The sequence below is a fragment of the Streptomyces sp. AC602_WCS936 genome, assembly GCF_019049125.1.
Taxonomy (GTDB): Bacteria; Actinomycetota; Actinomycetes; order Streptomycetales; family Streptomycetaceae; genus Streptomyces.
On sequence record NZ_JAGMUF010000035.1, the window covers coordinates 141153 to 164139 of the forward strand.

Annotated in this window: 19 protein-coding genes and 1 pseudogene; 8 read left to right on the forward strand and 12 right to left on the reverse strand. The window is 72.0% G+C overall.

Annotated elements, in window-relative coordinates; all coding sequences use genetic code 11:
* Nucleotides 1-278: 278 nt before the first annotated feature.
* Complete coding sequence (locus KUM03_RS13940) at nt 279-2804, forward strand: ATP-dependent Clp protease ATP-binding subunit (RefSeq protein WP_217247904.1); 2526 nt, start codon at nt 279-281, stop codon at nt 2802-2804.
* 73 nt (nt 2805-2877) lie between these two features.
* Here KUM03_RS13940 and KUM03_RS13945 read toward each other — a convergent pair whose 3' ends face one another.
* The 3 genes from KUM03_RS13945 to KUM03_RS13955 form a co-directional block, all read right to left on the reverse strand.
* Nucleotides 2878-3543 (reverse strand): HAD family acid phosphatase, encoded by a 666-nt coding sequence (locus KUM03_RS13945; protein WP_217247912.1) that lies wholly within the window; start codon nt 3541-3543, stop codon nt 2878-2880.
* 134 nt (nt 3544-3677) lie between these two features.
* On the reverse strand, nt 3678-6236 hold the full coding sequence (locus KUM03_RS13950) for an NACHT domain-containing NTPase (protein WP_217247932.1): 2559 nt from the start codon (nt 6234-6236) through the stop codon (nt 3678-3680).
* Nucleotides 6237-6245: 9 nt separating this feature from the next.
* Nucleotides 6246-8921, reverse strand: coding sequence for an NACHT domain-containing NTPase (locus KUM03_RS13955; RefSeq protein ID WP_217247935.1), 2676 nt, complete (start codon nt 8919-8921; stop codon nt 6246-6248).
* A gap of 399 nt (nt 8922-9320) precedes the next feature.
* On the opposite strand from KUM03_RS13955, the gene KUM03_RS13960 reads away from it, so the two are divergent.
* On the forward strand, nt 9321-9998 hold the full coding sequence (locus KUM03_RS13960) for a M23 family metallopeptidase (RefSeq protein ID WP_217247937.1): 678 nt from the start codon (nt 9321-9323) through the stop codon (nt 9996-9998).
* A gap of 19 nt (nt 9999-10017) precedes the next feature.
* Here the strand turns inward: KUM03_RS13960 and KUM03_RS13965 are convergent, their stop codons facing one another.
* Nucleotides 10018-10617, reverse strand: coding sequence for a TetR/AcrR family transcriptional regulator (locus KUM03_RS13965; RefSeq protein ID WP_198941353.1), 600 nt, complete (start codon nt 10615-10617; stop codon nt 10018-10020).
* A gap of 146 nt (nt 10618-10763) precedes the next feature.
* Between KUM03_RS13965 and KUM03_RS13970 the strand changes: the two genes are divergently transcribed.
* Complete coding sequence (locus tag KUM03_RS13970) at nt 10764-12365, forward strand: MDR family MFS transporter (RefSeq protein WP_217247939.1); 1602 nt, start codon at nt 10764-10766, stop codon at nt 12363-12365.
* A 69-nt stretch (nt 12366-12434) separates the two neighbouring features.
* Here KUM03_RS13970 and KUM03_RS13975 read toward each other — a convergent pair whose 3' ends face one another.
* Nucleotides 12435-13202, reverse strand: a complete 768-nt coding sequence (locus KUM03_RS13975) for a methyltransferase domain-containing protein (protein WP_217247941.1) — start codon at nt 13200-13202, stop codon at nt 12435-12437.
* A gap of 50 nt (nt 13203-13252) precedes the next feature.
* Complete coding sequence (locus KUM03_RS13980; protein ID WP_374225307.1) at nt 13253-13669, reverse strand: ATP-binding protein; 417 nt, start codon at nt 13667-13669, stop codon at nt 13253-13255.
* Nucleotides 13670-13768: 99 nt separating this feature from the next.
* Here KUM03_RS13980 and KUM03_RS13985 point away from each other — a divergent pair, with 99 nt between their 5' ends.
* The 3 genes and pseudogenes from KUM03_RS13985 to KUM03_RS13995 all read left to right on the forward strand — a co-directional run.
* Nucleotides 13769-14617: a helix-turn-helix transcriptional regulator gene (locus KUM03_RS13985; RefSeq protein ID WP_217247949.1), complete on the forward strand. Its 849-nt coding sequence runs from the start codon at nt 13769-13771 to the stop codon at nt 14615-14617.
* Nucleotides 14577-14846: a DUF397 domain-containing protein gene (locus KUM03_RS13990; protein ID WP_217247951.1), complete on the forward strand. Its 270-nt coding sequence runs from the start codon at nt 14577-14579 to the stop codon at nt 14844-14846. Before KUM03_RS13985 ends, KUM03_RS13990 begins: the two co-directional genes overlap by 41 nt.
* A 249-nt stretch (nt 14847-15095) precedes the next feature.
* A pseudogene (locus KUM03_RS13995) lies at nt 15096-15221 on the forward strand (VOC family protein); the annotation flags it as partial.
* On the opposite strand, the gene cseC reads toward KUM03_RS13995, so the two are convergent.
* The 5 genes from cseC to KUM03_RS14020 all read right to left on the reverse strand — a co-directional run bounded on the left by cseC (nt 15218) and on the right by KUM03_RS14020 (nt 19772).
* Entirely contained in the window at nt 15218-16588 is a 1371-nt protein-coding gene (cseC, locus tag KUM03_RS14000; RefSeq protein WP_217247954.1) for a two-component system sensor histidine kinase CseC, read from the reverse strand. The pseudogene KUM03_RS13995 and the gene cseC overlap by 4 nt on opposite strands.
* Nucleotides 16589-16612: 24 nt before the next feature.
* Nucleotides 16613-17320: a two-component system response regulator CseB gene (cseB, locus tag KUM03_RS14005; RefSeq protein ID WP_217248004.1), complete on the reverse strand. Its 708-nt coding sequence runs from the start codon at nt 17318-17320 to the stop codon at nt 16613-16615.
* A gap of 122 nt (nt 17321-17442) precedes the next feature.
* Nucleotides 17443-18108 carry a hypothetical protein gene (locus KUM03_RS14010; RefSeq protein WP_217248006.1) on the reverse strand — a complete coding sequence of 222 codons (666 nt, stop codon included), beginning with the start codon at nt 18106-18108 and terminating at the stop codon, nt 17443-17445.
* Nucleotides 18096-18629, reverse strand: coding sequence for a SigE family RNA polymerase sigma factor (locus tag KUM03_RS14015; RefSeq protein ID WP_043371941.1), 534 nt, complete (start codon nt 18627-18629; stop codon nt 18096-18098). The genes KUM03_RS14010 and KUM03_RS14015 overlap by 13 nt, the downstream gene beginning before the upstream one ends.
* Nucleotides 18630-18797: 168 nt before the next feature.
* Nucleotides 18798-19772, reverse strand: coding sequence for an A/G-specific adenine glycosylase (locus tag KUM03_RS14020; protein WP_217248008.1), 975 nt, complete (start codon nt 19770-19772; stop codon nt 18798-18800).
* Nucleotides 19773-19891: 119 nt separating this feature from the next.
* Between KUM03_RS14020 and KUM03_RS14025 the strand changes: the two genes are divergently transcribed.
* Entirely contained in the window at nt 19892-21634 is a 1743-nt protein-coding gene (locus KUM03_RS14025; protein WP_217248010.1) for a sensor histidine kinase, read from the forward strand.
* Nucleotides 21631-22296 (forward strand): response regulator transcription factor, encoded by a 666-nt coding sequence (locus KUM03_RS14030; protein WP_217248012.1) that lies wholly within the window; start codon nt 21631-21633, stop codon nt 22294-22296. The genes KUM03_RS14025 and KUM03_RS14030 overlap by 4 nt, the downstream gene beginning before the upstream one ends.
* A gap of 6 nt (nt 22297-22302) precedes the next feature.
* Here the strand turns inward: KUM03_RS14030 and KUM03_RS14035 are convergent, their stop codons facing one another.
* On the reverse strand, nt 22303-22941 hold the full coding sequence (locus KUM03_RS14035; RefSeq protein ID WP_217248014.1) for a phosphatase PAP2 family protein: 639 nt from the start codon (nt 22939-22941) through the stop codon (nt 22303-22305).
* Nucleotides 22942-22987 lie beyond the last annotated feature (46 nt).

The following is a 22987-nucleotide window of genomic DNA, read 5'->3' on the forward strand; positions in this document are numbered from 1 at the left end:
GTCCCAGCGGGTAAGACATCCCTAGTGGGAGGGGGCGACGAGCGGATCGGGCCGCCTCACGTTCGCCATCGGCGTAGTGGCGAGTGGGGTAAGTGCCTGGCCTGCGGGAACATCGTCTCGCACCATCGGGTTGTGGCAGATGTCGGCGTCTGGGGTCAGGAGGCCATCGACGGTGTCGGCAGTTGGAATGAGCGGTCCCCGCTTGCGGGACTAAGCTGCGGAAGGACAGGGAGGGGAAGTTCCCCTTACTGCCTGACCGCTCTGAGGAGCGATTAACGATGTTCGAGAGGTTCACCGACCGCGCGCGGCGGGTTGTCGTCCTGGCTCAGGAAGAAGCCCGGATGCTCAACCACAACTACATCGGCACCGAGCACATCCTCCTGGGCCTGATCCACGAGGGTGAGGGTGTCGCCGCCAAGGCCCTTGAGAGCCTCGGGATTTCGCTCGAGGCGGTCCGCCAGCAGGTGGAGGAGATCATCGGGCAGGGCCAGCAGGCCCCGTCGGGTCACATCCCCTTCACCCCCCGTGCCAAGAAGGTCCTGGAGCTGTCGCTCCGCGAGGCCCTCCAGCTGGGTCACAACTACATCGGCACGGAGCACATCCTGCTCGGCCTGATCCGTGAGGGCGAGGGCGTCGCCGCCCAGGTCCTGGTCAAGCTGGGCGCCGATCTGAACCGGGTGCGGCAGCAGGTGATCCAGCTGCTCTCCGGATACCAGGGCAAGGAGACCGCCACCGCCGGCGGTCCTGCGGAGGGCACGCCTTCCACGTCCCTGGTCCTCGACCAGTTCGGCCGGAACCTCACCCAGGCCGCTCGTGAGTCCAAGCTCGACCCGGTCATCGGGCGCGAGAAGGAGATCGAGCGGGTCATGCAGGTGCTGTCCCGCCGTACCAAGAACAACCCGGTGCTGATCGGTGAGCCCGGCGTCGGCAAGACCGCCGTCGTCGAGGGCCTCGCGCAGGCCATCGTCAAGGGCGAGGTGCCCGAGACCCTCAAGGACAAGCACCTCTACACCCTGGACCTCGGCGCGCTGGTCGCCGGCTCCCGCTACCGCGGTGACTTCGAGGAGCGCCTGAAGAAGGTGCTCAAGGAGATCCGCACCCGCGGCGACATCATCCTGTTCATCGACGAGCTGCACACGCTGGTCGGTGCGGGTGCCGCCGAGGGCGCCATCGACGCCGCGAGCATCCTCAAGCCGATGCTGGCCCGTGGTGAGCTGCAGACCATCGGTGCGACCACGCTGGACGAGTACCGCAAGCACCTGGAGAAGGACGCGGCCCTCGAGCGCCGCTTCCAGCCGATCCAGGTCGCGGAGCCGTCGCTGCCGCACACGATCGAGATCCTCAAGGGCCTGCGCGACCGGTACGAGGCGCACCACCGCGTCTCCATCACGGACGAGGCCCTGGTCCAGGCGGCCACGCTCGCCGACCGCTACATCTCGGACCGCTTCCTGCCGGACAAGGCGATCGACCTGATCGACGAGGCCGGCTCCCGGATGCGCATCCGCCGGATGACCGCGCCGCCGGACCTGCGCGAGTTCGACGAGAAGATCGCCGGCGTCCGCCGCGACAAGGAGTCCGCGATCGACTCGCAGGACTTCGAGAAGGCCGCCTCGCTGCGCGACAAGGAGAAGCAGCTCCTGGCCGCCAAGGCCAAGCGGGAGAAGGAGTGGAAGGCCGGCGACATGGACGTCGTCGCCGAGGTCGACGGCGAGCTGATCGCCGAGGTCCTCGCGACCGCCACCGGCATCCCGGTCTTCAAGCTCACGGAGGAGGAGTCGTCCCGCCTGCTGCGCATGGAGGACGAGCTCCACAAGCGGGTCATCGGCCAGGTCGACGCCGTCAAGGCGCTGTCCAAGGCGATCCGCCGTACCCGTGCCGGTCTGAAGGACCCGAAGCGTCCCGGTGGCTCGTTCATCTTCGCCGGCCCTTCCGGTGTCGGTAAGACCGAGCTGTCCAAGGCCCTCGCCGAGTTCCTCTTCGGTGACGAGGAGGCGCTGATCTCCCTCGACATGTCGGAGTTCAGCGAGAAGCACACGGTGTCGCGTCTCTTCGGTTCGCCCCCCGGCTACGTGGGCTACGAAGAGGGCGGCCAGCTGACCGAGAAGGTCCGCCGCAAGCCGTTCTCCGTCGTCCTCTTCGACGAGGTCGAGAAGGCCCACCCGGACATCTTCAACAGCCTTCTCCAGATCCTGGAGGACGGTCGCCTGACCGACTCCCAGGGCCGGGTCGTGGACTTCAAGAACACGGTCATCATCATGACGACCAACCTCGGCACCCGGGACATCTCCAAGGGCTTCAACCTCGGCTTCGCCGCCGCTGGTGACACGAAGAGCAACTACGAGCGCATGAAGAACAAGGTCCAGGACGAGCTCAAGCAGCACTTCCGGCCCGAGTTCCTCAACCGCGTCGACGACGTGGTCGTCTTCCCGCAGCTCAGCCAGGCGGACATCCTGCGGATCGTCGACCTGATGATCGACAAGGTCGACGAGCGCCTCAAGGACCGGGACATGGGCATCGAGCTGTCCCAGTCCGCCAAGGAGCTGCTCTCCAAGAGGGGCTACGACCCGGTGCTGGGCGCGCGTCCGCTGCGCCGCACGATCCAGCGCGAGGTCGAGGACACGCTGTCGGAGAAGATCCTCTTCGGCGAGCTGCGTCCCGGCCACATCGTGGTCGTGGACACCGAGGGCGAGGGCGACACGGCGACCTTCACCTTCCGGGGTGAGGAGAAGTCGGCGCTCCCCGACGTCCCGCCGATCGAGCAGGCGGCCGGCGGTGCCGGGCCGAACCTGAGCAAGGAGGCGTAGCCCTCCGGGGTGAGCCTGTGAAAGGGGCTGCTCCGGGACTTCGGTCCCGGAGCAGCCCCTTTCGCGTCAGGAGTCAGGACAGCTGGCCGTCATAGTCCGGGAGCTTGAACGTCTTCTCGGCGTGGCCGCCCGACAGGTCGGTGGCGCTGTTGCCGATGTTCGCGATGATCGTGTAGCCCTTGGACTCGATCTCGGCGCGCTGTTCCGTCTTGTACTCGGCGACGTCCCGGAACAGGTCGAGGAAGCCGCGGACGTACAGGCCGGAGGACTCGTAGCCGGCGTGGTCGAGGTTCCACTCGGTGGGCGCCTCGATGATGCCCGGGCGGGCGGTCACGAAGAACAGGGCGACGCCGTGCTCCTGGGCGTACTGGGCGGCCTCCAGGACGGGCCGGTTGGCGGGCTGCGGGTAGCTGAAGCCGAAGTCGGTCTCCAGCGAGGTGTTGTCGATGTCGAGGACGATCGCCTGCTTCTCGCCGGGCGCGGCGTCGGCGATGCGCTCCTTCAGGTAGGGCATCGCCCGGTCCATCACGGCCCGGACGTCCCGCTGCCAGGTGTCGTAGTCGACGTCGGCCGCGGCGGCGGCGACCGGGGCGGCGGAGAGCGCGGCCGGCTTCCCGTCGGGAGCGGCGACGGCGGGCGTGACCGTCACGGTGAGGGCCGCCGCGGTGACGGCCACCGTGCCGACGGCGCGCTTCCAGATGTGCCCGGCCTGTCTGGTCTGTCCGTTCTGTTCGGTCATGGGGGGTTGGGTCCTCTCATGCCTGCGCGGATGCCTGACGGCACCAAGTTGTCGCGTGCATGTTCGCCCGAACAAGTGGCGGGACGGCAACGATTGGGTTACTGAGTAGTAGTCAGTCGTGGCGGCGGCGGCCCTCAGGCCGTGATCTCCACCCCGTCCGGCACGTTCCGCACCCGCGGCAGCCGCGGGTTGACCCGCAGCACCCGCAGCCGGGGGAAGCCGGACAGCCAGGAGAGGTCCGTGTCGGGCAGCTCCGCGTTCAGCCAGAGGTGGGTCAGCTGGTCCGGTATCAGCCCCGCCAGCAGTTCCTCGGCCCGCATCACCCCGGCCACCTGGATGCGCGGACGCCCGCCCAGCCCGCGCAGCGCCGTCAGCTCGGCGGCGTCGGAGACCGGGAAGTAGAGGCCGTCGGGGTCCAGGTGGGCGATGATCTCGTCGGCGTACCGCTCGGTGTCGAAGTGCCGCCAGCCCCGCGCGAGTTCGGCGCGGACCGGCAGGGCGGACCGGGTGCGCAGCCGGACCAGGTAGTCGACGGCGGCGTCGTCCTGCACACGGGTCGCGGTGATGGCGAGCAGCAGTGCCTGCCGGTCGTCGGGGACCTGCCCGGGGTCCGGCAGCAGTTCCAGGACGATGGGGCCGACCCAGCCGAGGCCCCGGGCGGCGGGCTCCGTCGTGGGCCGCACCAGGTTCTTCGTCCGCTCGTGCACCAGTTGCTGCACCGCGGGGTCGAGTTCGGTGACGTGTTCCAGGCAGGCCGCGGCCATCAGCCGGCGGTGATTGACCTGCGGGCGGCGCAGTCCGGGCGCGGCGGCGAGCAGCCGGTCCAGGAAGTGCGCGCACTCCTCGGGGCGGGCATGGGCGGCGGCCATCCGGATGACCTCCTCCCACTCGGGCTGGTGGGCGTGGTCGACCAGGGTGGGAAAGCGGCCCCGCGCCACGATCTCCTTGGCGGCCAGATAGTCCTGGAAGGTGCGGTGGACGAAATCGACGGACTCGCCCGACCGTTCCCGCAACAGCCCGGTGCGGTGCAGCAGATGGTCGAAGATCTCCGCGCCGTCGCCCTGCGCGCGGGCGGCTGGCATGGCGGGCAGCGCCGCGTCCAGGATGCCGACCGCCCGCTCCCGGGTCAGCTCGGAGGCGTCCTCCTCCAGCATGGCGTGGGCCAGCTTCTGCAACAGCCGCTCCCTGGTGCTCTGCTGGAGCCGTACGTCATCGGCGTACAGCACGTCCCGTTCGGGGTCGCGGCGCTGGAGCAGCATCTCCAGGGCGGCGTCGTACAGCTCCTTGCGGCCGCTGGGCAGTGAGCCGGACCGGTCGCGGTTCAGGGCGCAGATCAGGCCGCACATCAGGGGGTTGGTGGCAAGCTGGCGCAGCTCGCGGTAGATGCGTACGGAGTGCAGGAGGCGCTGCTCGTACTCGTCCAGGGCGCCCCGCTCCCGCGGCCCGCGCGACCGGCTCTGCTCGTCGAGGCGGGCCGCCGAGTGCCAGTCGCGGATGAACCGCGTCACCTGCTCCCGCGACATGGGCGCGAGCGACAGCTCGACGAAGTCCTCCTCGGCCAGCCCGCCCCCCGACAGCCAGCCGTCGGACACGGCGGAGGGCCGGGAGGTGACCAGGCAGCCGTTGCCGGAGAAGACCCGCAGCAGCCGCCGCAGCCGGTCGCGCAGCTCGCCCCGCGTCTTCTCGGGCGCCTCGTCGATGCCGTCGACCAGCAGCAGCGCCCGGCCCGCGAGCAGGGTGCGCACCACCCAGCCCTCCGGCGCCCGGTCGGCGAGCGGATGCCGGACCGCGTGCAGGAAGTCGTCCGGCGCGGGGAAGCCCTCCCGGGCGAACCGGCGCACGGGCAGCACGAAGGGGACCCGGGAGCCCTCCCGGGCGGCGGCCACCGCCAGCCACTGCACCAGCGTCGTCTTGCCCGAACCGGCGCCGCCGCGCAGCAGCACCCGCTCGTGGTCCTCCAGGGCGCGGTCCGCGAGCAGCACGGTGCGCTGCTCGTCCCCGTCCGCGCCCACGCCGCCGCTGCGCTCCTCCGCCTCCAGGCTGAGGTAGGTCTCTTCCAGCGGCCAACGGTCGGGCGCGTTGGGGAAGTCCACGCCGACGATGGTCAGCCAGCCGTGGCGCCGGGCCACCCACTGGGCGTACTCGGCCTCGAACGCGACGTCCTGAGCGGACCGCTCCGGCTGCCGGGCCGCCGCCTCCGCGTCCCCGAGGTCGACCAGCTGGGCTATCCGGCTCGCCCGGCTCGGCAACTGCCGTTGCAGATGCGGCGAGCGGCGCACCAGGTGGTGCAGCACGTGCAGGCACACGGAGACCAGCAGCGCGTCGTGGAACCAGGCGGCGTCCGGCGACAGCCCCCGGTCCGCGCCCTGCACCGCGCCCCGCAGGCGCCGCGCGTAGCCCTGCGGCCCGAGCCGCACGGCGTCGGCGTCGGTGACGTCCACCTCGGCGATCGCGAGCAGCGTGCGGGCCAGGACGTCGACGACCGCGGCCAGTTCGGCGGCGGGCGCGGCGTGCCGCTCGGCGGCGAGGTGGACGAGGTCGGCGGCGGTGCGGTGGACGTCGTCCGGGCGGCCCTGCCAGGAGGTGAGGGCGGGGACCGGTTCGGGGGCGGCGGGTGGCCGGCCGGGGACGCGGAAGAGTCTGCTGACGAGGGGGGCGGCCATGCCGGAGGGGAGTCTGACGACGGATTCCATGGATGCGGGTTACCCCTGGTGGTCGTGGGACGGGGGAAGGGCCGGGTACCGGAGCCGCACTCCGGCCGGGACCTGCCGGGCCCAGGTGTCGTCCGGGTCCGTGAACAGTGAGACGGCCTCCAGGCGGGGGAAGGCCGACAGCCAGGTCAGTCCCTCGACCGGGTGCGGAGCCTCCAGGGAGAGGTGGGTGAGGCGCTCGGCGACGACGAGTTCGGTCAGGTCCTCCACCCGGTAGGCGCCCCGGACGAAGATGTGCCCCCATCCGCCCAGCGAGCGCAGGGCGCGCAGGTCGTCGGCCGTGGACACGTCCACCATCTCCTGTCGCGGCAGGTGGGCGAGGATCTCCCGCGCGTACTGGTCCCGGTCGAAGCGGTGCCAGGCCGTGGCCAGGAGGGTCCGGACGACCGGATGCGGATGCTCCCGGAAAGCCGTCAGGAAGTGCAGTGCGGCCTCGCTGCCCACCTGGACGGCCGTACTGACCACCCACGCGGCCACGACGTGGCTGACCTCCTCCGGCCCCGGCAGCAGCGTCAGCACCAGACCGCCCGCGGCCTCGGCCACCTCCCGCGCCTCGTCGTAGCCGTTCGGCGGGACGTGCGCCGCCAGCCGCTCCTCCACCCGCTTGCGCACGCCCGGCTCCACCTCCGCCGCGTAGCGGAGCCCGGCGGCGGCCACGAGGTCGGCGCGCAGCGTGCCCCGGTCCGTCAGCCGGCGCAGCATGTGCGCCGCCTCCCTGGGCCGGGCGTGGGCGAGGGCGAGCAGGATCACGTCCTGCCAGGTGTCGTTGTCCGCCTGGTTGACCAGCAGGTCGAAGTCCATCTCCTGCACCGCCAGCCGGGCGCCCAGGTAGTCCTGGAAGGTGCGGTGGAGGAAGTCGACCCTGCCCTCGGCGGGCTCGCGCAGCAGACCGGAGCGCAGCAGCAGGGTGCGGTACACCTCCCGCGCGCCGGTGCCGTCCAGGCTCAGCGCGGGCAGCGCCCGGTCCACGATGCCGAGCGCCTCGTCCAGGTCCATCTCCGACCGGCCGTTGCGGATCAGCCACCAGGCCAGCTTCTGCAGCAGCTGCACCTGGACGGCGTACGGCAGTCGTGTCCCGTCGGGGGTGTGCAGTTCGCGTTCCCGGTCCCGGCGCTCCAGGAGCATGGTCAGGGCCGCCTCGTACAGGGACCTGCGGTCCTGCGGCAGGAAGCCGCGCCGGTCGCGGTGGAGCGCGCAGAGCATGCCGCACATGAGGGGGTTGGTGGCCAGGCCGTTCAGCTCGGAGCTGGTCCGCACGGATCGCAGCAGCGCCTCGCCGACGGACTCCTCGGCGTCGGCAGCGCGGTGCCAGCGCCGTACGAACGTGTCGACCTCCGCCCGCCCCATCGGGGCGAGGCCGAGTTCGTGGAAGCCCTCCGCGGCCAGCCAGTCCTCCGGTACGGCCGAGGGGCGGGAGGTGACCAGCCACAGGTTGCCCGGGAAGGCCCGCACCAGCTCCCGCAGCCAGCGCCGGGCGGCGGCGCGGCGGTCGCCGGTGATCTCGTCGATGCCGTCCACCAGCAGTACCCCGCGCCGGGCCCGCAGCACGCGCTCGGCCCACCCCGGCGGCTGCTCCCCGGCGACGGGTGCGCCCACCGCCCGCAGGAAGTCGCCGGGAAAGGGCAGCTCCGCCCCCGGCCGGACGATGCGGCGCATGGGCAGCACGAAGGGCACCCGCCCGATGAGGTGGGTGAGCCCGTGGTCGTAGGCGCGGCTCGCCGCCGTCACCGCGAGCCACTGCACGAGGGTCGTCTTCCCGGAGCCGGCGGCACCGCGCAGGAACACCTGGTCGTGCCCGGCGAGCACCTGCTCGGCGGCGACGGACGGGACCGCCGGGACAGCCGGGACGGCCGGGACGGCCGGGACAGTCGGGACGGCCGGGACAGTCGGGACGGCCGGGACGGCCGGGACCGCCGGGTACGCCCCCTCCCGACGGCCGTCCGGCACGCCCCGCGCCCGGGTCGCCGCGAGACTCAGGTACGCCGTGTCCAGCGGCCACTCCCGCGTCCCGGCGTCCAGCCCGTAGATGGTGAGGGTGCCGTAGCGGGCGGCGATGTGGTCCGCGTAGCGCTCCTCGAAGCCGGCGTCCTCGGCCGACTGGGACGGCAGCCGTTCCAGCAGTACGTCGACGGCCCGGACCAGCCGGGCCAGCTGCTGGGTCTGGACGGTCTGCTGGCGGGCCACGTAGGTGGAGCGCTGGGTGAGGAAGTTCAGGATGTGCAGCGCGGCGGTGTGCAGCAGCCGCTCGTACAGCAGTGTTCCGCCCTCGCCCAGGCCGTACGGGGCGAGCGGTACGCCCGTGCGCAGCTCGCGGGCGAAGCGCTCCGGGCCGAGCCCGACGGCCTCGTAGTCCTCGACGGTGATCTCGCCGAGCCGGGCGAGGGTGTGTGCCAGGGCGTCCTGGACGGCGCGGGCATCGTCGGCGTCGATGGGCGGCTCACCCGGCCCGGCCGCCCGCAGCGCCCGCCGGACCAGCTCCCCGGCGACCTTGTCGACGTCTTTCGGCGTGACGCCGCGCTTCTCGCTCCGGAAGGACACCAGCGCCGATATCCGCACCGGCCGGTCGACGAGCCCGGCCCCGGGGCCGTCCCGGACGAAGAGCCTGCGGACGAGCGGAACGACCGCGCTGGACGCGACACGGGCCCCGAGTGCTGTGACGTCGACCATGTTCCGAGCCTAGGTGAACGGCCTTGTGCGGGGGGCGGGTTAAGGGTGACGGGAGTAGCCCGGGTCACATTCGAGGGGTCATCGAGCACCGCCGCCGGTGATGTGCCGCACAGGGGTTTCGGGGCGTACTACGCGGAATAGTGGTTGCCTCAAGAACTACGAAAACGGACATACCTCCGCGAACGAATGGCCGCCTTGCGGGACTCTGGCCTGGTTTTGTCCGAAAAGGGAGTTGTGTCAAGAGGTGGGAAGTATCGTGCTGAAGTACTACATGGGGTCGTAGGTCACACCTTTGTGCGCTTTGGGCTGGTCGGGTTACCAAGGTGGAGCCCGCCCGGTGAGCGCCTCGAGCGTCCCACCGGAGGGGCTTTCCTCTGCACCCGTCCCCATGAGGTTCGAATGTTCCCGCGTGTCACGTCCCGTGTTTCCCGTACGTCCGTCCGCACCCGCGCCGCGGTGATGGCCGCCGGCCTCGGTGCCTCGGTCGCACTGGGAGCCGGGGTCGCGGCCGCCACCGGCACCACGGCGGCTTCCAGCACCTCCACCGCGGCGAGCGCCGTCGAGGCCCAGGCCGCGGCGCAGGCCAAGGCGGCGAAGGCCGAGAAGGCCGCCACCAAGACCGCCACCGCCAAGAAGACGGCCACCAAGAAGAAGGCCGCCTCCTGGGTCGACCCGGTGAAGAACTACAAGCTCACCGCCAGCTTCGCCCAGAACGGCGGCATGTGGGCCAGCAAGCACAGCGGCCAGGACTTCGCCGTGCCGATCGGCACCAACGTCGTCGCCACCCACGGCGGCACCGTCGTCAAGGCCGGCGGCAACGGCGCCGGTGACGGCCCCGCCTACGGCAACGCGATCGTGATCAAGCACGGCAGCGGCACGTACTCCCAGTACGCGCACCTGTCCAAGATCAACGTGAAGGTCGGCCAGGTCGTGAAGACCGGCCAGTCCATCGCCAAGTCCGGCAACACCGGTAACTCCAGCGGCCCGCACCTGCACTTCGAGATCCGTACGACCCCGAACTACGGCTCGGCCGTGGACCCGGTCTCCTTCCTGCGCTCCAAGGGCGTGACGGTCTGAGGACCAGGGGTCCAAGGGGTCACGTACCCGTAGCACCCCGGTGCGCCTGAGTCACCAGATCGGTGGCGACCTCGAGGACGGCCGCGCGCTTGTCCTCGGGGTCGCCCGCCAGGTCGTTCAGGACGAACATCCCGGCGTGCAGCGTGAAGAGCGCACTCACACAGCGGACCTGGTCGGCCAGGTCCGCTTCGGGGTCTATCAGGATGTCCCGCAGGCCGAGCATGCGGGTCTTGAACATCTCGCCGATGCGCAGGTCCCGCACGGTCGCCTGGTTCTCCTGCATGAAGCGGAAGAGCGGGGCCGCGGCCGCCAGCGCGTCGCTGTAGCGGCGGATGATCTCCTGCTTCGTCTCCAGGGTGTGCGGCTGCTCCCGCCCCCACTCGATCAGGTCCTCCACCGGCCGGACCAGACCCTCGAAGATGCTGACCAGGATCTCTTCCTTGGTCTTGAAGTGGTAGTAGAGGGCCGCCTTGGTGACGTCCAGCCGCTCGGCGATCTCGCGCAGCGAGGTCTTCTCGTACCCCTGCTCGGCGAAGAGTGCGAGCGCCACGTCCTGGATGCGCCGGCGGGTGTCCCCGCGGCGCCGCTGCTGCTTGGTGCTGTCCATCGTGCCGCCCATCCTCCTACGCACCTCCCGCTCCGCGCACTTTCCGAAAACTTACTTGACGCCCGGCTAGTTACGCCTCTACCTTCCCGAGTGTAGTCAACTTGCCGGTCGGCAAGTAAGTGGGCGAGTGGCAGCGGTAGCTGGGGGAGTGAGAGGTCATGGCGGACGCACCGGCGGCAGGGGCCGTCGACACGGGTGGCGGCAAACAGCCGAGGAGTGTGCGGGTGGTCCTGCTCGCGCTCATGATCGCGATGATGCTCGCGATGCTGGACAACATGATCATCGGTACGGCGATGCCGACGATCGTGGGCGAGCTGGGCGGCCTGGAGCACCTCTCCTGGGTGGTCACCGCCTACACGCTCGCGACCGCGGCCTCCACCCCGCTGTGGGGCAAGCTCGGCGACCTGTACGGGCGCAAGGGCGTCTTCATGACGTCCATCGTCATCTTCCTGATCGGTTCCGCGCTCAGCGGCATGGCGCAGGACATGGGCCAGCTCATCGGCTTCCGCGCCGTCCAGGGCCTCGGCGCCGGCGGTCTGATGGTCGGCGTCATGGCCATCATCGGCGACCTCATACCGCCCCGGGAGCGCGGCAAGTACCAGGGCATGATGGCCGGCGTCATGGCGCTAGCCATGATCGGCGGACCGCTGGTCGGTGGCACCATCACCGACCACTGGGGCTGGCGCTGGTCCTTCTACATCAACATCCCGCTCGGCGCGATCGCGCTCGTCGCCGTCAGCGCGGTGCTCCACCTGCCGAAGAAGCGCAGCCAGGCCCGGATCGACTATCTCGGCGCCGCGCTGCTGACCGTCGGCATCACCGCGATCGTGCTCGTCACCACCTGGGGCGGCACCGAGTACGCCTGGACCTCCGCGCGGATCATGGAACTGATCGGCATCGGCGTCGCCGCGCTGGTCGGCTTCGTGTTCTGGCAGACCAAGGCCGCCGAGCCGATCGTGCCGCTGCACATCTTCCGCAGCCGCAACTTCACACTGATGTCGCTCATCGGCTTCATCACCGGCTTCGTGATGTTCGGCGCCACCCTCTTCCTCCCGCTGTACCAGCAGGCGGTGCAGGGCGCCTCGGCCACCAACTCCGGGCTGCTGCTCCTGCCGATGCTGGGCGCGATGCTCGTCACGTCGATGGTCGCCGGACGGATCACCACCAACACCGGCCGCTACAAGGTCTTTCCACTGGCGGGCGGCGCACTGATGACGGTGGGGCTCTTCCTCCTCTCCCTCATGGATACCGACACCAGCCGCGTCACCTCCGGGCTGTACATGGCCGTGGTCGGTCTCGGCATGGGCTGTCTGATGCAGATCACCATGCTGGTGGCGCAGAACAGCGTGGAGATGAAGGACATGGGCGTCGCGTCCTCCTCCACCACCCTCTTCCGCACCCTCGGCTCCTCCTTCGGCGTGGCGATCATGGGCGCGATCTTCAACCACCGGGTCCAGGACGTCATGTCCGAGCGGGCCGGAGCGGCCGGCTCCCAGGTGACCGAGCAGTCGGCGACGCTGACCAAGGAGGCGCTGGAACTGCTGCCGGCGACGGCCCGCGAGGCCTACCAGCACGCGGTCTCCTCCGGCACCCACGGCGCGTTCCTGCTCGGCGCCGCGGTGGCGGTCCTCGCGCTGGTCGCGGCGGTCTTCGTGAAGGAGGTCCCGCTCAAGGGCGCGGGCCCCAAGGCGGCGGACGGCCCGGCCGACGGGGACGACGACACGGCGGCGGCGAAGGCACCGGTGACCGAGGCGGTCTGAGTCCCCGCTCCGCCCGCGCCAGGGCCCCCGGGTGGTTGCGGCCACCCGGGGGCCTTCGCCGCGACCCGGTCAGACCCGGCGCGCGGTGACCAGGGCGAAGGACAGGAACTCCCCGCCGTCGGCGGTGAGCATGTCGATGACGGCCCGGTCCGCCGTGCTCGGGCCGTCCGCCCGGCGCCCGGCACCCGCCCGCGCCCACAGCAGCCAGTCCCGCCAGGCGTCCGGTTGCAGGCGCGCGGAAGTCACCTCCACCAGTTCGGTGATCCCCCACTGGAAGCGCCACCACTCGGCGGTGTGCCAGGCCATCGCCTCCCACCCGACCACGTCCTTGATGTGCGGCGGTATCGCCCCCAGCTCGCGCACCTCCCGTGTCATGGCGGGCGTCGCCATGCCCAGTTGCCCGCCGGGCCGCAGGAACCGCACGAGATACGGCAGATATCCGTCCGCCGTCCCGAAGTACTCGAACGCGTCGACGCTCACGATCGCGTCGAAGCTTCCCTCCTCGAACGGCAGGGCGTGCGCCTCCGCCCGCACGGCCGTCACCCGGTCACCGACCCCGGCCTCGGCGAAGACGGCCGCCGCCTCCTCCGGAGCGATCCACCAGTCGGCCGCGACGACCTCGGCGCCGTACTCGCGGGCGAGGAACACGGAGGTGGCGCCCTTGCCGGAGCCGAGGTCGAGTATCCGCATCCCCGGGCGCAGGTCGAGGCTCTCGGCGAGGTCCTCCAGCAGCCACAGCGGGTGGGGGCCCATGTCGAGGTCGAGCAGCCAGGCGGGGTCGTAGCGGGAGGAGCGGGGATAGCGGTCGGGGCGTACGAGAGCACTCAGATCGGTCACGTGTGTCGACCCAAGCCGATCATCCGCCCGCGCACAACCGGGTTTCGAGGTCAGCCGGTACCGCACTCGAACCACACCGTCTTGCCCCGCCCGTCGGCGTACGGCGCGACACCCCACCGGTCGGCCACCGCCTCGACGATCACGAGCCCGCGCCCGCCGTCGCCCAGCGCGTCGGCTTCCGCCGCCACCGGCAACTCCGGGCAGCCGTCGGCGACCTCCACGCGCACGCCGCCCGGGTACAGCAGGAAGCACACGCGGCAACGGCGGCCGGGCACGTGCCGTACGACGTTGGCGACCAGCTCCGTGAGCGCCAGCTCGGCGGCGTCGGCCACGTCGGGCATCCCCGAGCGGACGAGGTACAGCCGCAGTACGCGGCGCAGATGGCGGGCCGAGTGCGCGCCCATGGCGAACTCGGCGTGGTACTGACTCTCAACGTCCGCCGCCTGCGGACCGGTTACGTGATTCACGCCACAAGGCTGCGACGCGGTGCGTACGCTCGACTACGCACAGAAACGAACGCCGTGAGGCGTTGCTGTCCGTCCGCAGTTCCGGAGTGAGGTGCCGCAGTGGCCAACGTCCAGTCCCTCGACCCGACCGCTTCCCCGCTCGACTACTACGGCTGGGAACTGCGCCGCCAGCGCGAGGCGCACGGCCTCAAGCAGGGGCAGCTCGGCGAGATCATCTTCTGCACCGGCTCACTGGTCGGCCAGATCGAGACCACGAAGAAAGTTCCGACGCGGGACTTCTCCGAGCGGGTGGACGCGGCGCTGGGCACGGACGGGCTGTTCTCCCGACTGATTGGGCTGGTGCTGCGCAGCCAACTGCCCACGTGGTTCCAGCCGTACGCGGAGATGGAGGCGAAGGCGGCGTACATCTCGACGTACCAGGCGCAGTTGGTCTACGGGCTGTTGCAGACGGAGGAGTACGCGCGGGCGGTGCTCGCCACGGGCATGCCGGACGACTTGGAAGGACTGCTGGCTGCTCGGATGGAACGCCAGCGCATCCTGGAGCGTGAACAACCGCCGCTGGCCTGGGTGGTGCTGGACGAGGCGGTACTGCACCGGCCGATCGGCGGCATCGAGGTCATGCGGCGGCAACTGGCCCGGCTGTTGGAGTTCGCCGGTCACCGGTGGATGCATGTGCAGGTGCTGCCGAACGAGGCGGGGGCTCACGCGAGTCTGGACGGGGCGTTCACCACTATGCGCTTCGACGACAACCCGGACATCATCTACACGGAGGACCTCATCTCCGGCCACATGACGGCAAATTCCGAGACCATCAGGGAGGCCGCTCTCCGTTACGCTCGCTTGCAGGCCGCCGCCCTCTCCGTGGAGGATTCGGCGGAACTGATCATGCGGGTGATGGAGGAACGCTATGGACACGGCTCCCAGCCAGAGGAACAGCCAGTGGCGTAAGTCCAGTTACAGCGGAAGTACCGGCGGCGAATGCGTGGAGTGCACCGTCACCGGCGGTGCCGCCTGGCGTACCTCCTCGTACAGCGGGAACACCGGAGGCGACTGCGTCGAGGTGGCCGACAACTGCCCCACCGGCTCCGTCCCCGTGCGTGACAGCAAGAACCCGGCCGGTCCGGTCGTCACCGTCGGGGCCGGCGCCTGGCAGGCGTTCGTCGACAACCTCCACTAACCCCCCAACTGTCATCGAGCCGCTCATTCGAGCAGCTCGATGACAGTCGCCCCCGAACTGCTCACGCCCGCTCCTCCTCACCCCGCGCTGCCTGCCGGCCCGCGCACCCACCGGCCGGTGTCAGTGCCCCGTGTCAGCATCGGCGTATGGACAAGTTGCGGCAGCTCCGGCTGGCGAAGGACGCCATGGCGCGGACCGGGGAAGCGGACTGAGACCACCGCTGCCTACGGTGACAGGGCAAGCGAAACGGTGACCGAGCCGCAGGAGCGCCCGTACGGCACGGAGGCGCTCTTCCGCGACGACTCAGGCAACTGGTTCTCCTTCACCCAGCCCCGCGAGGGCGGCCTCGACACGGACCAGGACTGGGCCTGCTAGGAGTTGCCCACCCGGTCCGGCAGCATCGGATGGCTCCCGGTGTTGGTCGGCGCGTGCTCCGGCAGCCAGAGCACGGCGACCGCGCCCTCGGCCGGGACGTGCTCGGGCGCCCCGGCGGGCCGTACGTTGCGGAAGGTGAGGCGGGCGCCCAGGACCCGGGCCTGGCCGGCCGCGATGGTTAGGCCCAGCCCGTGCCCCCGCCCGGCCCGGTCCGCGGCGCCGGTACGGAAGCGGCTCGGCCCCTCGGCGAGCAGGTCCTCGGGGAAGCCCGGCCCGTGGTCGCGGACCCGGATCACCCGGCCCTCGACGCTGACCTCCACGGGCGGACGGCCGTGCCGGGCGGCGTTGGCGAGCAGGTTGAACAGCACGCGCTCCAGGCGCCGGGGGTCGGTGGTGACCTCCGACTCGTGCACCACGTGGACGGCGACGTCCGGGTCCTTGGCCGCCACCCGCCGGGTCACGAAGGCGCCCAGCATGATGTCCTGCAGCTCGGCCCGCTCGGAGGCCCCGTCGAGCCGGGCCACCTCCAGGACGTCCTCCACCAGCGTGCGCATCGCCTTCGCCCGGTCCAGCACCAGCTCGGTCGGCCGCCCCGGCGGCAGCAGCTCGGCCGCCGTCAGCAGCCCGGTCACCGGCGTACGCAGCTCGTGCGCGATGTCCGCGGTGACCCGGCGCTCGGCGTCCAGCCGCTTCTGCAGGGCGTCCGCCATCGCGTCCACCGCGCTCGCGAGGTCGTCCGTCTCGTCCCGGACGACGCCGCCGATGGCGTCCCGCACCCGCACGTCCGGCTCGCCCTTGGCTACCTCGTTCGCGGCGGCGGCGGCCTTGCGCAGCCGGCGCGAGAGCTGGCCGCCGATGAGCACGCCGAGGGCGCTGCCGCCGAGGACGACCGCGATGGAGCCGATGACCAGGGCCTGGTCCAGGTCCTTGAGGATGTCGGCGCTGCGGTCGGTGAAACCGGAGTGCAGGGACATCACGTGCCCGTCCTTGAGCGGCACGGCGGCCCAGATGTCCGTCACCCCGTCGCCCCGCTCCGAGACGTACGTCGCCCGCCGCCCGGCCTCGACCTTGCGGCGCAGCTCCGGGGGCAGGTCGGGGTCGTCGATCTTGGCGTTGGGGAAGTTCTGCCGCCCGGACAGCTCGTAGTTGCGCTGGGCGATCAGGACCCGGTCGTCCGCGAGGTCGCGGGCGTTGTCCAGCATCGAGACCCGCGCCGCGTTGTGCACGACCAGGCTCAGCGCGACCGCGACCAGCGCGCCGACCAGCGCGATCGCCGCGCTGAGCTTCCAGCGCAGCCCGCTGCGGATGCCGAGCCTGCGGATGCCTGGCGTGCGGACGCCCTGCCCGCGTCGGAAGAACCCCCGCATGTCCCTGTGTCCCGCCGTCCCCGCTCAGGCCTTCAACTTGTAGCCGAAGCCGCGGACCGTCTCGATCCGGTCCTGGCCGATCTTGGTGCGCAGCCGCTGCACGTGGACGTCGACGACGCGGGTGTCCCCGCCCCAGCCGTAGTCCCACACCCGCTCCAGCAGCTTGTCCCGGGAGAGCACCGTGCCCGGCGCCGAGGAGAACTCCAGCAGCAGCCGCATCTCGGTCGGGGTGAGCGCCACCGGCCGCCCGGACCGCCGCACCTCCATGCCCTCGGTGTCGACCTCCAGCTCGCCGAAGGTGAGCACACCCCCGGTGTCGGCTGCGCCGCCTCCCGCGTCCGCCCGGTCGCCGCCGCCCGCGTGCCCGAAGCGGCGCAGCACCGCACGGATACGGGCGACCAGCACGGCCCCGTCGAACGGCTTGGTCACGTAGTCGTCGGCGCCCGCCTCCAGGCCGAGCACCACGTCGATGGAGTCCGCCCGCGCCGACAGCATGATCACCGGCACGGTCGACTCGTCCCGGATGCGGCGGCACAGACTGACGCCGTCGAGGCCGGGGAGCATCACGTCGAGGAGCGCGATGTCGGGGCGGTCGGCCCGGAACGCCTCCAGGCCCGACAACCCGTCGGGCATCGCGGTGACCGCGAAGCCGTCCCGCTCCAGGGCGAGCTGCGTGGCCTCGCGGATGACGTCGTCGTCCTCGACGAACAGGACGTGGGTCTGGTCTGCCATCCCGGTGCTCTCAGTCCTCGTGTGCGGTCACTCGGTAGACGCGGCGAGCGCCCGCCGCGTTCCTTCCCCCGCCGGTGTTTCATGTCTTCATCGGTCCGGGCGGCCCGATCGGTTCACCCGGGTCAGTTCTCCGGTTCCGGAGCCGGGGAGGGCACGCTGCCGACCGCGTTGCTGTAGTCGTTGTGCATGCGGTACTCCTCGGTGAACCGGCCCGACGTCCAGCCGTACGTGATCACGATCTGGCTGGACGGACTCGACACCGTGTCGCCCTTCTCGTACACCTGCTTGGACACCACCAGGTCGCCGCGGTCGATCTCCGCGTAGACCGGGGGCTCCTCGGCCTGGAACACATTCTGGTACGCGCCGTCCTCCTCGCGGTACACGTAACTGCCCACCCCGACGCCGTCGGCGCACGTCAGCACGTTGACGACGACGTCCTCGGCCGATCCGCCGGTCAGCTTCCCGTACGACACATCAACGGGGTACTGGTCGCCGACGCACGGCTTCAGCTCGCGCTTGACCTCGGCGGAGACCTTCGGGTCGGTCTTCACCAGCCGCACCGCGTCCACCCGCTCGGGAACCTTCGAGGGAGAGGCCACGGGGGAGGGAGAGGCGGCGCCCTCCACCGCCTCCGCGTGGGCGGGCCCCTCGTCCCGGGCGCCGGTGCCGCCGGCCCCGCAGCCGGACAGGGAAACGCCGAGGGCGACGAACGCGGCCACCGCCGCACTCGCCGCCTGCGTGCCGTTCCTCGCCCCGCCGGGTGATCGACCGTTGGTCAGGCCGCGCAACGCTCCCGCTCCTCACGCTCCAGCGCCCGCGCGTCCAGATCGCGGGCGACCAGCTCCTCGCGGAGCCGGGCGAGCGCCCGGTGCAGCGTGCTCTTGACCGTTCCCGCCGACATGCCGAGGGCGGCGGCGGTCTCCTCCGTTGACATCTGCTCCCAGTGTCGCAGCACCACGACACTGCGCTGCTTCGGGGCGAGCACCTTCATGACGTCCATCAGCAGGGCGCGGTCCGCGTGCTGCTCGGTGGAGTCGTCCACGCAGGACTCCGGGAGCTGCTCGGTCGGCACCTCCTCCAGCTTCCGCGCCCGCCACCACTCGGTCCGCGTGTTGATCATCACCCGGCGCAGGTAGGCGTCCGCGAGCCGCTTGTCCTCGATGGTCGACCAGCGGCGGTACGTCCGCGCCAGCGCGGTCTGCAGCAGGTCCTGGGCGTCGACGGGGTCCGGGACCAGGCGCCGGGCGCTGCGCAGCAGCGCGTCCTGCCGGGTGCGGACGTACTCCTCGAACTCGAGCACCTCGCCCATGTCAACCGCCTTCCGATCCCCGTACTCCGACGGTGGTCACCGCCGGAAACGAAGTTAGGGAAGCGTTGTCACGGCGCTGTGCGAAGGAGCCTGCGGCAATCCCTCGGCTGTCCGTCGGTTGTGTAACGGAAGGAGGAACCGGACAAATCACTGCACCGCTCGACGGCGTCAGCTCAGCGGCAGCCGGTAAAGCCCGTCCGCCAGCGGTTCCACCAGGCCGTCGGAGACGAGGCCGTCCAGGGCGCGGGCACGCTGCACCGGCTCGTGCCACACCTGGTCGAGCGCTGCCTGCGGCACCGGTCCCGGCGCCTCGCGCAGCACCGCGAGCAGCCGTCCGCGCACCTGCCGGTCGGTGCCCGCGTACGTCTGCCCGCGCCGCGGCGGCCCGTCGTGCGCGGGCTTGCCGGCCAGCCGCCAGGCGCACCGGCCGGAGATCGGGCAGCGCTGACAGGACTCGTTCTTCGCCGTGCACACCAGGGCGCCCAGCTCCATCGAGGCGGCGGCCCAGCGGGCGGCGTCGCCCTCGTCGTCCGGCAGCAGCGTGCGCGCCAGCTTCCGTTCGGCGGCGGTGGTGGCGTTCGGCGGGTACTGCACCCCGGTGACCGCGCGGGCGAGGACCCGGCGGACGTTGGTGTCCAGCACGGCGTGCCGCTGGCCGTAGGCGAACGAGGCGACCGCGGCGGCCGTGTACTCGCCGATGCCGGGCAGCGCCAGCAGCTGGGCGTGGTCCGACGGTACGTCGCCGCCGTGCCGTTCCGTTATGGCCGCGGCGGCGCCGTGCAGGCGCAGGGCGCGACGCGGGTAGCCGAGCCGGCCCCAGGCCCGGACCGCCTCGCCGGGCGCCTCCGCGGCGAGGTCGGCGGGGCGCGGCCAGCGGGCCAGCCACTGTTCGTAGACGGGCAGGACGCGGTTCACCGGCGTCTGCTGGAGCATGAACTCACTGACCATCACACCCCAGGCACCGGCCTCGGGACGCCGCCACGGCAGATCGCGGGCGTGCTCGGCGAACCAGTCGACGACGGGGGAGTGCAGCGGCCCGCCGGACGGGGCGGCGGGAACGGACGTACCGGTGGCGGTGGTGGAGGCCGGGATCGCGGCGGGGTCGGAGGGGCCGTTGTGCGAGGGCTTCGTGGGCGCAGTCATGACCCTCCGATCCTGCCACGGAAGGACCGCCGCACGGGCGCAGCGCCACCCGGTGGCGGCCACGACACCTGACGATCGGCAGGGGCGCCGCCCTGCCCGCCGCTTGTAGCGTCGAGCCCATGGAAGGAACCCGCCCGGCCGACGACACGGCGCCCACCACCGACGCGTCCCCCGCCCGGTCCACGGGCCCCGCCACCGCTGCCGAGGCTGCCCCCACCACCGCTGCCGGGACCGGCGACGCCGGTCCCGGCCTCGCTCGCCTCGGCAGGGGCGTCCTCCTCTGGGCCGTCCTGGCGCTGCCCGCCGTCACCGCCGACCGGCTCGGGATGAACGAGCCGCGGCCCCTGTGGCAGCAACTGGCCGGGTTGGGGGTGCTCGCCGTGGCCGCCGCGCTCTCCCGCCGGCGGCCGCTCGTCTCCTTCACCCTCACCGCGGCCCTGGGCCTGACCGCCGCCCCGGCCCTGTTCACCGTCTCCTACGGCCCCGCCCTGGGCGTCTTCGCCCTCCTGCTGGGCCTGCGCGCACAGTGGGCCCGCCCCGCGGTGGCCGCCTTCGTGGCCGTCGGCCTCGCCGGCACGGCGCGGATCGCGCTCGTCGGAGCCGACCCGCCGCCCGAGTGGCTGGTCATGACGGGCACGCTGCTCTTCGGCTGCGTCTTCCCCTGGCTCTGCGGACGCTACTGGCGCCAGAGCCGCGCGCTGGCCGAGGCCGGCTGGCTCAGGGCGGCCCGGCTGGAGGACGAGCAGCGGCACGCCGAGGAACGGGCCAGGCTGCGCGAGCGGGCCCGGATCGCCCAGGACATGCACGACTCCCTCGGCCACGAACTGAGCCTGCTCGCCCTGCGCGCCGCCGCCCTCCAGGTCTCACCCGGCCTCACCGACGGCCACCGGGCCGCCGCGGCCGACCTGCGCGCCGCCGCCGCGGACGCCACCGACCACCTGCACCGCATCATCGGCGTACTGCGCGAGGACGACGAGCCGGCCCCGCTCGCCCCCGCCGGGGAGAGCATCGAGGAACTCGTCGCCAGAGCCGCCGAGTCGGGCCTCCCCGTACGCGTGGAGCGGCCCCGGGACACCACCGCGCCCCCGGCAGCCCCGGAGCCCGGTGGCGTCGCCGGACGCCTCCTGCACCGCGTCGTGCGCGAGGCACTCACCAACGCCGCCCGCCACGCGCCGGGCGCCCCGGTCGTCGTGGCGGTCGGGAGCCACGCCCACGGCACGACCGTCACCGTCACCAACGGACCGGCCACCGAGGAGGCGGCCCCGACCCAGGGCGGTTCGGGCCTGCTCGGGCTGCGCGCCGCCGTCACCTCGGTCGGCGGCGACTTCCGGGCCGGCCCGCACGGGGCGGGCTTCCGCGTCCGGGCGTACGTCCCCGCACAGCAGCCCACGCCCACCACCACCGTCCTGTCGCCCCCCGCCCCCACCAGCCCCTTCCCCCGCGCCCGCCGCCGCGTCGCCCTCGGCCTGGGCGCCGCCGCCGGTGCGGGCGTCGTCCTGGTCGGCGCGGCCTTCGGCTGGTACGCGTACACGGAGACGCACTCGGTGCTCACCCCGGCCGCGTACGCGGAACTGCGCCCGGGAACGCCGTACGACGAGGTCGCCCCCGTGCTGCCGGACCGCGAGGCGCACGACCCGCCCACCGACCGCGCCCCCGCACCACCACCGGGCGCCCACTGCCGCTACTACCGGGCAAGCGGCGAACTGCTCGTCTCCATCGACCACTTCCGGCTCTGCTTCGACGCACCGGGGCGGCAGGGGAAACTGATCGCCAAGGACGTGGTCCCCGGCGTCGGCCGACCGGACCAGGACCACGACGAGAACACTGAGAATGCGGCGCAGAACGGGGGACCCGCACGGTGATCCGGGTACTGCTGGCCGACGACGAGGCGATGGTGCGGGCCGGTGTGCGCGCCATCCTGGCGAGCGGCGGCGAGAGCGAGGTCGTGGCCGAGGCGGGCGACGGCCGCGAGGCGGTCGAACTCGCCCGCGCCCACCGCCCCGACGTGGCCCTCCTGGACATCCGGATGCCCCGCCTGGACGGCCTCGCGGCGGCCGAGGAGATCGCCCGGACCGTCCCCGGCACGGCCGTCGCGATGCTGACCACGTTCTCCGAACAGTCCTACGTGGCCCGCGCCCTGGCCGCCGGAGCCACCGGCTTCCTGCTCAAGTCCGGCGACCCCTACGAACTGATGGCCGGCGTACGGGCCGTGGCGGAGGGCGCGGCCTTCCTGTCCCCGAAGGTCGCCCGGTACGTCGTCGAGGACCTCGGCCGCGACGGCGGCCGCCTCGCCCGCGAGGAACGGGCACGCGCGAGCGTGGCCCGCCTCAGCCCCCGCGAGCGCGAGGTCCTCGGCCTCGTCGGCGCCGGCCTGTCCAACCCGGAGATCGCCGCCCGGCTGCACCTCGTCGAGGGCACGGTGAAGGCGTACGTGAGCGCGGTCCTGGACCGGCTGGAGGTACGCAACCGGGTCCGGGCGGCGATCGTCGCGTACGAGGCGGGACTGGTCGAGCCGGACGCCTGAGCCGCCTCAACGACGCCGGTGCGAGGCGGCGTTCACGGTGTGCGGCCCCGCCCCGGTCAGCCACCGCACCGCCGGCGCCGACGACGACCGCATCGCCCCGGCCAGCCGCGTCGCCGGGCGCGTGCCCAGACGTACGGCCGCGGCGGCGACCAGGGCGCCGAACAGCAGCCCGGCGACGACGTCGTGCGGGTAGTGCACGCCGACGAAGACCCGGGAGAAGGCCATCAGCAGGGCCAGCGGAACCGTCAGCCACACCGCCGCCCGCCGCACCAGGACCAGCGTCACCGCCGAAGCGCCCGCTATCGTCGCGTGGTTGCTCGGGAAGGACCAGTCGCCGGTCGGCGGGCACTCGGCCAGGGACGGCACCGCCCCGGCGACCGCCCGGCACGGACGCTCCTGCGCGAAGCCGGACTTGACCAGCTCGCTGCATACGTACGCCACAGCCGTGGCCACGGGTGCAAGGACCGCGATCGCGAACGCACGGGTGCCCTCGCCCCTCGACCGCCACCAGGCGACGACGAACAGCGCCCCGAACAACAGGATTCCCGCCTCCGTCCACACTTCCGCCGCGTGCTGTACCCACGTTGGGGTGTCATGGGCGAAGCCGGTGATGTCGCGGTAGAGCTCGTCGTCCTCGAAGTTCATGCTCACGGACGGTAGGCAACGGCCCGGAGCCGTCACACCCTGCGAT

Coding starts and splice junctions, on each gene's coding strand:
- KUM03_RS14020 (WP_217248008.1), bottom strand. CDS start 19,772: ATGACTGCGCCCACGAAGCCCTCGCACAACGGCCCCTCCGACCCCGCC.
- KUM03_RS14025 (WP_217248010.1), top strand. CDS start 19,892: ATGGAAGGAACCCGCCCGGCCGACGACACGGCGCCCACCACCGACGCG.
- KUM03_RS13955 (WP_217247935.1), bottom strand. CDS start 8,921: ATGGTCGACGTCACAGCACTCGGGGCCCGTGTCGCGTCCAGCGCGGTC.
- KUM03_RS13950 (WP_217247932.1), bottom strand. CDS start 6,236: ATGGAATCCGTCGTCAGACTCCCCTCCGGCATGGCCGCCCCCCTCGTC.
- KUM03_RS13960 (WP_217247937.1), top strand. CDS start 9,321: ATGTTCCCGCGTGTCACGTCCCGTGTTTCCCGTACGTCCGTCCGCACC.
- KUM03_RS14015 (WP_043371941.1), bottom strand. CDS start 18,629: ATGGGCGAGGTGCTCGAGTTCGAGGAGTACGTCCGCACCCGGCAGGAC.
- KUM03_RS13990 (WP_217247951.1), top strand. CDS start 14,577: ATGGACACGGCTCCCAGCCAGAGGAACAGCCAGTGGCGTAAGTCCAGT.
- cseB (WP_217248004.1), bottom strand. CDS start 17,320: ATGGCAGACCAGACCCACGTCCTGTTCGTCGAGGACGACGACGTCATC.
- KUM03_RS13940 (WP_217247904.1), top strand. CDS start 279: ATGTTCGAGAGGTTCACCGACCGCGCGCGGCGGGTTGTCGTCCTGGCT.
- KUM03_RS13965 (WP_198941353.1), bottom strand. CDS start 10,617: ATGGGCGGCACGATGGACAGCACCAAGCAGCAGCGGCGCCGCGGGGAC.
- KUM03_RS14035 (WP_217248014.1), bottom strand. CDS start 22,941: ATGAACTTCGAGGACGACGAGCTCTACCGCGACATCACCGGCTTCGCC.
- KUM03_RS13970 (WP_217247939.1), top strand. CDS start 10,764: ATGGCGGACGCACCGGCGGCAGGGGCCGTCGACACGGGTGGCGGCAAA.
- cseC (WP_217247954.1), bottom strand. CDS start 16,588: ATGCGGGGGTTCTTCCGACGCGGGCAGGGCGTCCGCACGCCAGGCATC.
- KUM03_RS13945 (WP_217247912.1), bottom strand. CDS start 3,543: ATGACCGAACAGAACGGACAGACCAGACAGGCCGGGCACATCTGGAAG.